At 68.2% G+C, this 7,682-nt stretch carries 9 protein-coding genes, 1 tRNA gene and 1 pseudogene; 2 read left to right on the top strand and 9 right to left on the bottom strand.

The annotated features are described in order from the left end of the window. Positions 1-696: NAD-dependent epimerase/dehydratase family protein (locus tag ACJ8AT_RS13110; protein ID WP_407738042.1), on the bottom strand; the 696-nt coding region annotated here is incomplete at its 3' end. A 16-nt stretch (positions 697-712) separates the two neighbouring features. Then, complete coding sequence (locus tag ACJ8AT_RS13105; protein ID WP_224246170.1) at positions 713-898, bottom strand: ribbon-helix-helix domain-containing protein; 186 nt, start codon at positions 896-898, stop codon at positions 713-715. Between the two features lie 102 nt (positions 899-1,000). On the opposite strand from ACJ8AT_RS13105, the gene ACJ8AT_RS13100 reads away from it, so the two are divergent. After that, on the top strand, positions 1,001-1,618 hold the full coding sequence (locus ACJ8AT_RS13100) for a hypothetical protein (RefSeq protein ID WP_407738041.1): 618 nt from the start codon (positions 1,001-1,003) through the stop codon (positions 1,616-1,618). A 54-nt stretch (positions 1,619-1,672) separates the two neighbouring features. Here the strand turns inward: ACJ8AT_RS13100 and ACJ8AT_RS13095 are convergent, their stop codons facing one another. The 7 genes from ACJ8AT_RS13095 to ACJ8AT_RS13065 form a co-directional block, all read right to left on the bottom strand. Continuing rightward, positions 1,673-2,035 carry a cupin domain-containing protein gene (locus tag ACJ8AT_RS13095; RefSeq protein WP_407738040.1) on the bottom strand — a complete coding sequence of 121 codons (363 nt, stop codon included), beginning with the start codon at positions 2,033-2,035 and terminating at the stop codon, positions 1,673-1,675. Positions 2,036-2,063: 28 nt separating this feature from the next. Continuing rightward, positions 2,064-3,050: an SPOR domain-containing protein gene (locus ACJ8AT_RS13090; protein ID WP_407738039.1), complete on the bottom strand. Its 987-nt coding sequence runs from the start codon at positions 3,048-3,050 to the stop codon at positions 2,064-2,066. A 39-nt stretch (positions 3,051-3,089) separates the two neighbouring features. Continuing rightward, positions 3,090-3,548, bottom strand: a complete 459-nt coding sequence (locus ACJ8AT_RS13085) for an HU family DNA-binding protein (protein WP_407738038.1) — start codon at positions 3,546-3,548, stop codon at positions 3,090-3,092. Between the two features lie 53 nt (positions 3,549-3,601). Then, positions 3,602-4,366, bottom strand: a complete 765-nt coding sequence (locus ACJ8AT_RS13080) for a hypothetical protein (RefSeq protein WP_407738037.1) — start codon at positions 4,364-4,366, stop codon at positions 3,602-3,604. A gap of 17 nt (positions 4,367-4,383) precedes the next feature. Further along, complete coding sequence (gene mnmA, locus ACJ8AT_RS13075) at positions 4,384-5,430, bottom strand: tRNA 2-thiouridine(34) synthase MnmA (RefSeq protein ID WP_407738036.1); 1,047 nt, start codon at positions 5,428-5,430, stop codon at positions 4,384-4,386. 139 nt (positions 5,431-5,569) lie between these two features. Further along, on the bottom strand, positions 5,570-6,838 hold the full coding sequence (locus tag ACJ8AT_RS13070) for a CCA tRNA nucleotidyltransferase (RefSeq protein ID WP_407738035.1): 1,269 nt from the start codon (positions 6,836-6,838) through the stop codon (positions 5,570-5,572). A gap of 24 nt (positions 6,839-6,862) precedes the next feature. Continuing rightward, positions 6,863-6,936 (bottom strand) — tRNA-Arg (locus tag ACJ8AT_RS13065). 112 nt (positions 6,937-7,048) lie between these two features. Here ACJ8AT_RS13065 and ACJ8AT_RS13060 point away from each other — a divergent pair. Then, positions 7,049-7,682, top strand: a pseudogene (locus ACJ8AT_RS13060) (hypothetical protein); the annotation flags it as partial.

Genomic DNA, 7,682 nt, shown 5'->3' with positions numbered 1-7,682 from the left:
GGACAGGGCCAGCCGCACCAGCCCGTCCACCAGATCCTTCACGTAGCAGAACGAGCGTGTCTGCTTCCCATCCCCGAAGAGGGTGAAGTCCTCGCCGCGCAGGGCCTGGCCCACGAAGGCCGGCACCACTCGGCCATCGTTCAGGCGCATCCGCGGCCCATAGGTATTGAAGATGCGGACGATGCGCGTCTTCACTCCACGCACGCGTGCGTAGGCGGAGGTGATCGCCTCGGCGTAGCGCTTGGCCTCGTCGTACACCGCGCGCGGCCCGATGGGGTTGACGTTGCCGTAGTAGCCCTCGTGCTGGGGGTGGACCAGCGGATCTCCATACACCTCGGAGGTGGAGGCCTGGAGGAACACCGCGCCCTTGGCCTCGGCCAGCTTGAGCGCATTCTCCGTGCCGATGGAGCCCACCCGGAGCGTCTCCAGCGGCAGCTGCGCGTAGTCGATGGGCGAGGCGGGAGAGGCCAGGTTGAAAACGTAGTCCAGGGGCCCCTCGACCGAGAGCCCCTCCACGATGTCCTGCTTGAGGAACTCGAACCCGGGCCGGCCGCGCAGCGTGCGCAGGTTCTGCTCGGCGCCCGTCAGGAAGTTGTCCACCGCAACCACGGCGGCGCCGTCGTCCAGCAGCCGCTCGCACAGGTGGGAGCCCACGAAGCCCGCTCCCCCAAGCACCACCGCCCGCTTGCCTCGCATGGCCGTCACGGGCGCCTCACTCGGTCAGTTCGTCGAACGTGGCCTGCCCGGGCAACTGCGCCTTGTACTTGTCGAGCACCAGATCGATCCCCTGCCGGATGTACTCGGCCACGGGCACCTTGGTCTTCTGGTTCAGCGCCTTGAGGCGCTCGTTCTGCTCGGGGGTGATGTAGATGGTGGTGCTGATCTTCTTTCGAGCCATGGCGATATGTGAAGGTATATGGAATGACGTGGCCGGTGAAGGAACTGGCCGGGCCCGCCTTGGGCCCGCTGCTCGATCCCTCCGAGGGCAGGCATGTCATCAATGAAATCGTGGACTTACGTGGGTCTCTGGGCCCTGGCCGTGCTGGTGGGCTGCTCGGGAGACAAGGCCGCGAAACGGGCTCCCCTCCAGGCGGATCCCATCGGGAACTCACCGGCGGCCAGGGAGCCCATCCGGCCCGAGCGCGCGAAGAACGAGCACGTGAAGGAGCTGGACCTCAACCGGGACAACAAGCCGGACGTGTGGACGTATTACGTGGACGACAAGGGTCCGGATGGCCAGCCGCGCGAGCGCAAGGTGCGCAAGGAGATCGACTTCAACGGGGACGGCCGGGTGGACATCACCCAGTACTTCGACGAGCACGAGGAGAAGGTGCGCGAGGCGATGGACCAGGACTTCGACGGGAAGGTGGACTCGGTCCTGTACTTCGAGAAGGGCGTGAACGTGCGCACCGAGCGGGACGTGAACGGCGACGGCCGCACGGACGAGTGGCTGTACTACGAGAAGGGCAAGCTGGCGCGCAAGGAGCGCGACACCAACGCCGACGGCAAGGTGGACAACTGGGAGTACTGGGAGAACGGCCAGGTGGATCGCATCGGCGATGACCTGGACGGCGACGGCAAGGTGGATCGCTGGTCGAAGAACCCCAACTCCCAGTAGGCCGCGCGGGAGGCCCTCGCCAGTGGGGAGAGGGCCTGCACCCGGGCACGGCAGCTACGGCTTGCTGGTGCCGACGCGCCCGTACGAGTCCTCGATCCGGACCACGTCCTCCAGCTCAGGGGTGCTGACCTCGAGGATGTTGCAGTCGGTGAGGGCCACCATGCGGTGCTTCATGAGCGGCTTGATGTGGTAGCTCTCGCCCGGGTTCATCTCCTTCTCGATGAGCCCGTGGCCCTCATCCACGACGAAGAGCAGCTTGCCGCTCTGGACGTGGATCGTCTCGTCCTTCATGTTGTGGTACTGCAGGCTGAGCTTGTGGCCCTGCTTCACGTGCAGGAGCTTGCCCACATAGCGCTCGGTGTGAGCCCAGATCAGCTCGTAGCCCCAGGGCTTCTCCACCCGCCTCGTCGCCGTCATTGTCGCTTCTCGTTCTTCCTGGCCCGCCCTAGTTCGTGCCGGCCACGAACGCATCGAGCTGGGTCTCGCGCTTGAAGTCCGTCAGGTACCGCGTGGCCGCATCCTTGGAAGGAAAGCTGCCCATGCGGACGCGGTACCAGGTGCCCTTCTTGGGCACCTCGGCGGCGACGATATATGGGGCATAACCCCGGTCACGCAACCGGGCGGCGAAGCGATCGGCCTCCTCCCGGGTCTGGAAGGCGGAGAGCTGAAGAGTGAACGCTCCTCCCGGAGCGGCCTCGGTGGGATGCTGGGTGGCCCGAGCGATGGCCTCCTTCAGCCCGCCAGCGGCAGGAGTGGCCGTCCGGGTGGGAACGCTCTCCTGAGCCGCCGGCCCGGGAGCAGGCTTCGGAGTGGCCACGGCTGTCGGGGCCGGGGTGGGCGTGGGCTTTGAAGGGGCCGCGGCAGCCACGGGCGCGGGCTTCGGAGTGGCCGCAGGGGCCGGAGTCGCGGCAGCAGTGGGCTTCTCCACAGTTGCGGGAGCGGAAGCCTGGGGGCGCTTCACCTGCGCCAGCGCGGCCAGCTCCTCGTCGGCGGGGCTGAGCTTCTCGGAGGGCTTCTCGGCGGGCGCGGCCGGAGCCACGGCGGTGGGCGCGGGCTTGGCAGCCGGAGTGGCGGCGGGCGCGGGCTTCGCGGCCAGGGCGGCGGCGGTAGGGGCCGGCTTGGCAGCCGCAGGCTTGGCGGGCTTCGGCTCTGGCACGGGCTCGGAGCCCTTGCGGGTCAGCTCATCCTGGAACGTGAGCGCCGGCTCCTTCTCCTTCTGCACCTCCTGGAGCGCCTGGGCATTGGCATCGAGCGCCGAGAGCAGATCCGGCGCCGCGGCGGCCTGGGCGTTGCCGGCGAGCTTCTTGCCCACCACGACGCCGAGCACGAACACGGCGCCCATCACGACAATCCCCGCGATCAACAGGCTGACGATCTGCCGGTTGTCGAGGGAAACGTCGAACTTCTCCTTCATCCGATGAGCGTCCCGCATGGTCGTGGTGTTCCTCGTGCGCTGGCGAGCGGGCCGGACTCATCCCGTGTTGCGGCCTGTAGCGCCAACGCTCTGGAAGGTACGCCCCACCTCCGGGTCGGTCAAATTCACGGAGCCCCCACCCCAGGCCCCCGGGTGCGAGGTGAGCTCCGAAGGCCCCAGCACCGAGGAGAAAGGCACCCGGGCCGGAGCATGAGCCCGGCGCTCGGGAGGAGCCTGCACGCGGTTGATGCGCTCACGCAGCTCCTTGCCCGCGGCGAACAACACGCCGAGCCGGCGCGGGAGCGCCACGGGAGCGCCCGTCTTGGGGTTGCGGCCGACACGGGCGCGGCGGGACTTCAGGCCGAAGCACCCGAACCCGCGCAGCTCGATGCGCCCGCCTTCCTTGAGCGCCTGGGTCATCTGCTCAAAGACGGCGTTGACGATGGCCTCGATCCGCCGCGGATGGACATGGGGGGCCTTCTCCGCGATGCACTCGATGAGCTGGCTCTTGGTCATGATCCCCTCACTCTACAAACGAGGGGTGACACGAACCCGAGCACCCCGGCGGCTCAGCGCAGGTGCAGATCCATGGGGCCCTCGAGCTCCAGCTCCTTGCCCTCGGCGGTGTGGAGCTTCACCTCGCCGCCCCGCGGGATGATGAGCCGCACCGTGCGCCCCAGGGGGATCTCGCGATCCTCGAGCAGCACCGCCGTGGCGAGATCATCCGTCTCGGCCACCGCGAAGCCGTCCTTCACCTCGGCCACGAGCCCGCCGTCCCCCAGCGGCCCCGCGTGGATGTAGGGCACCTTGGGCCGGAATGGAGGCGCGGGTAGCGGCTTGGCGGGCCCCTCGGGGCGAGGCGCGGACATGAGCTTGTCCATCCCGTTGGGCGTGAAGAAGGCCTTGAAGTAGTCCGACGTCGTGAGGTCGGTCTTGGCCGAGGGCGGAGTGAACTGGATGTTGGTGTAGCGCGCCGCCACGAGCCGCTGCGCGGGAGGAACCTCCTGGACGACGCCCTCCGTCCAGCGGCGGGTCGGCAGGTTGGACCCGAGCAGCTTCGCCTCGTCCAGCTCTCCCACGTCGAGCTCATCCCCGCGATCGAGGAAGCGCATACCGCCACCGAAGTACTCGAGGAGCGCGGGGCCGGTGGCCACGATGTGGTCATCCGAGCGCAGGTGCGAGCCCACGGCGATGGGGCGCTTGTCCTGGCCGACGACGCGCAGCACCGGAGCCCCCGCGGCGTGCAGCCCCGCGATGGGCTTGTCCGAGGGCTTCTTGCAACCTCCGGCGAGGGCGAGCACCGCGATCAACACAATGCCTGGGTGACGCGACATGCCCACCTCCTGCCCGGTCAGACGATCCAGCCTCCGCCGAGCACGCGGTCTCGATCGTAGACCACCGCGGCCTGTCCTGGCGTCACCGCACGCGCCGGCTCATCGAGCTTCACGGAGACCAGCCCGTGCGGAGAGATCTCCACGCGGCCCGCGGCGCCTCCGTGACGGTGACGGATGCGGACCTCGACGGTCTGGTCCGGCGGCGGCGGCGCATCCACCCAGTGCGGCTGGAGCAACCCGAACGAGTCACGCCCCACGGCGGTGGCCGAGCCAACGACGACGCGGTTCGTCTCGGGCTCGATGCGCTGGACGTAGCGGACCTCTCCGCCGCCGAGGTTCAGCCCGCGCCGCTGGCCGACGGTAAAGCGATGGATGCCGCCGTGAGTGCCGAGCACCTGGCCCTCGGTGTCGACGATCTCCCCGCCCGGCTGCGGCCCGGCCACCTTCTCCACGAAGCCGGCGTAGTCGCCATCCGGCACGAAGCAGATCTCCATGCTCTCGGGCTTCTGACTGGTGGGCAGGTGGTGGCGCTCGGCGACGGCGCGGACCTCGGCCTTGGTCATGTCTCCCACGGGGAAGAGGACATCGCACAGCTCGCTCTGGCCGAGCGTGAAGAGGAAGTAGCTCTGGTCCTTGGCGAGATCCTTGGCGCGGCGCAGGACAAAGTGCTCGCCCTGCTGCTCGACGCGGGCGTAGTGGCCGGTGGCGAGCCGAGCCCCCAACGCCCGAGCGCGCTTGAGGAGATAGTTGAACTTCACGTCCCGGTTGCAGGCCACACAGGGGATGGGAGTGCGTCCGCCCAGGTAGGACTGGACGAAGGGGTTGATGACGCGGTCCTTGAAGATCTCCTCGGCGTTGGCCACATAGAACGGGATGCCGAGCGTCTGCGCCACGGCCCTCGCGTCATCGATGTCATCAGGGCTGCAGCAACTGCCACACTGGGCCTTGCCCTCGTAGGACCAGACCCTCAGGGTGATGCCGATCACCTCGTGACCCTGCTCCTTGAGGAGCGCGGCGGCAGCCGAGGAGTCCACTCCACCGCTCATGGCAACGACGACTCGCATGACATCCTTCCTACACACCGGCCTGTCCGGGCGCGATTCGCGGACGAGGGCCTCGAAGGCTTCCAGACAGAATGAGGGTTTAGCGCCCCTGTGCTCCCCCGGGAAGAGGGGAACGCGGGGCGTCATTCCCCGGGTGGGTTCAGCTCCCCTTCCCTGCCTGCCAGGCTCGCAGCAGCTCCTTCAATTTCTCGGGCTGATTGAGGGAAGGCTCATCGAGCACGGACTCGAGGAGGTATCGGGTGGCCTCGCCCACGATGGGAGAGGGCCCCACCGCGAGCGTGGCCATGATGTCCTTGCCCGTGAGCGCAAGCTCCTTGGCGCTCAGCGGGGGCTTCGCGGCGGCCAGAGCGCGCAGCCGTTCCTGGAGCCGGGAGAAGTCCGGGAGCCGCTCGGGAGCACGCACCTGGATGCGCGCGTGCGCGACTGCGAGCAGGGGCTCCAACTGCCCGAGCCCCACCCGAGCGAGCAGACGCCGCAGCGCCGGGTCGCTGTCTGCCAAGCGGTTCTCGAGCGCGGCGTGCTCAACGAGCAGCCCGACGGTGTCGGCGGCCTTGTTGGGAAACTTGAGCCGGATGCCGAGCTCCCGGGCCTGGGGGCCACTGATGAGATCCGCCAGCAGCGCCGCCATCCGGAGCTCCACCTCGGCCGGGGCGGCGTGGGCAGCGGCTCGGGCCAGACGTGCGGCCTCGGGCTCGGCACGAGCCAGTTCGGGGAGGAAGACGTCCAGCAGCCCCGTCTCCGAGAGCAGCACGAGGCCCGACTCGGCGCGCGGAGAGAGGAGCAGCTTGACGAACTCCTCGCGGACGCGCTCGAGGGCGACCTTGCGGAACACGGGGAGCGTGGGAGGAATGGCGGCCCGGGTGGCGAGCTCGAGCGTGAAGCCGAGCACGGCCGCGAAGCGCACGGCGCGCATGGGGCGCAGGCCATCCTCGGAGAAGCGCTCGTGGGGATCGCGCACGCACCGGATGATGTGAGCCTGGAGATCGGCCTGGCCACCGAACGGGTCCACGAGTTCCTTGCTGAGGGGATCGTAGGCCATCGCGTTGATGGTGAAATCGCGGCGCGAGAGATCCTCGGTGATGTCGCTCTCGAACTTGACGGAGCTGGGGCGGCGGCCGTCGTGGTAGTCGCCCTCGCTGCGGAAGGTGGTGACCTCGACGTGGGTGCCACTGCTGAGGACGGTGACGGTGCCGTGCTGGATGCCGGTGGGGATGACCTTCTTGAACGCGGCCTGGACCTCGTGGGGGTGGGCGCTGGTGGTGACGTCGAAGTCCTTGGGAGGCACGCCGCGGACCATGTCTCGGACACAGCCGCCGACGAGGAACACAGCGAACCCCAGCTCGCGAAGGCGGCGGAGGACGTCGAGGACGGGGCGCGGGATGTCGGCGTTGTGGAGATTCGCGAGCATCAGCCGCGCCGCGGAAAAAGGGAGTGGCCCCGGCTGGAATCGAACCAGCGGCCTGCGGTTTAGGAAACCGCCGCTCTATCCAACTGAGCTACGGGACCGTGCAATCAAACTGTTGAAACCACTGTTCTTTCTGGTGAGGGTCCGCAGACTACCGCGAGGCCCTCGGGACCGGTACGTAATTGGTACGTAACCGGCCAGAAAGGTACCGCCATGCGCGAGTGGAACGGAAGATGGCCAGGGGGACGAACCTTCCTGGACCGGCACGGCAAGACCCGTTGGCAACTGGAGCGCATGCACAACGGGGTGCGTTATAGCAGGCGGCTCGATGCACGCAACGAGAGTGAGGCTCTGGCGGAGCTGGCACTGTTCGAGAGAGACCCTGACGCCTACCTGACAAAAGCCGAGGCCGCCGAGAAGGCGGAGGCCGAGGCGGTTCTCATGGACGCTGAGCGGGTGTCCCGCTTCCTGGCCCACCTCAAGGCCGAGGGCCGCACAGAGCACTACCGGCGCAACCTGCGCACGTACCTGGCGCAGTGGGCCGAGCCCCTCGCGGGGAAAGATCTGCGTGAGGTGACGCTCCAGGAGTTCAAGCGAGAGCTGGCGAAGAGGCCCACCGCCCGGAAGCACCGGATCATCGCCCTCAAGAGCTTCTTCTCGTTTCTGCGCGAGGTGGAGGCCGTCCTCTCGCCAGCGCAGGACGCGACGTTGGGCTTGAAGGTCCCCCCTGCCCGGCCCGAGAAGGCCTGGAGGAAGAAGGGCTACACGATGCCGGAGGTGGAGGCGTTCTACCGCGCCATCTCCGGATGGGAGACGATCTTCAGTAGTGCTTGCGCCAGCGCATCGG

Origin of the sequence: Hyalangium sp. (assembly GCF_045802625.1) — a bacterium.
Classification (GTDB): Bacteria; Myxococcota; Myxococcia; order Myxococcales; family Myxococcaceae; genus Hyalangium.
This window is presented reverse-complemented; position numbering and strand designations above follow the sequence as displayed.

Coding starts and splice junctions, on each gene's coding strand:
- ACJ8AT_RS13095 (WP_407738040.1), bottom strand. CDS start 2,035: ATGACGGCGACGAGGCGGGTGGAGAAGCCCTGGGGCTACGAGCTGATC.
- mnmA (WP_407738036.1), bottom strand. CDS start 5,430: ATGCGAGTCGTCGTTGCCATGAGCGGTGGAGTGGACTCCTCGGCTGCC.
- ACJ8AT_RS13100 (WP_407738041.1), top strand. CDS start 1,001: ATGAAATCGTGGACTTACGTGGGTCTCTGGGCCCTGGCCGTGCTGGTG.
- ACJ8AT_RS13085 (WP_407738038.1), bottom strand. CDS start 3,548: ATGACCAAGAGCCAGCTCATCGAGTGCATCGCGGAGAAGGCCCCCCAT.
- ACJ8AT_RS13105 (WP_224246170.1), bottom strand. CDS start 898: ATGGCTCGAAAGAAGATCAGCACCACCATCTACATCACCCCCGAGCAG.
- ACJ8AT_RS13070 (WP_407738035.1), bottom strand. CDS start 6,838: ATGCTCGCGAATCTCCACAACGCCGACATCCCGCGCCCCGTCCTCGAC.
- ACJ8AT_RS13080 (WP_407738037.1), bottom strand. CDS start 4,366: ATGTCGCGTCACCCAGGCATTGTGTTGATCGCGGTGCTCGCCCTCGCC.
- ACJ8AT_RS13090 (WP_407738039.1), bottom strand. CDS start 3,050: ATGCGGGACGCTCATCGGATGAAGGAGAAGTTCGACGTTTCCCTCGAC.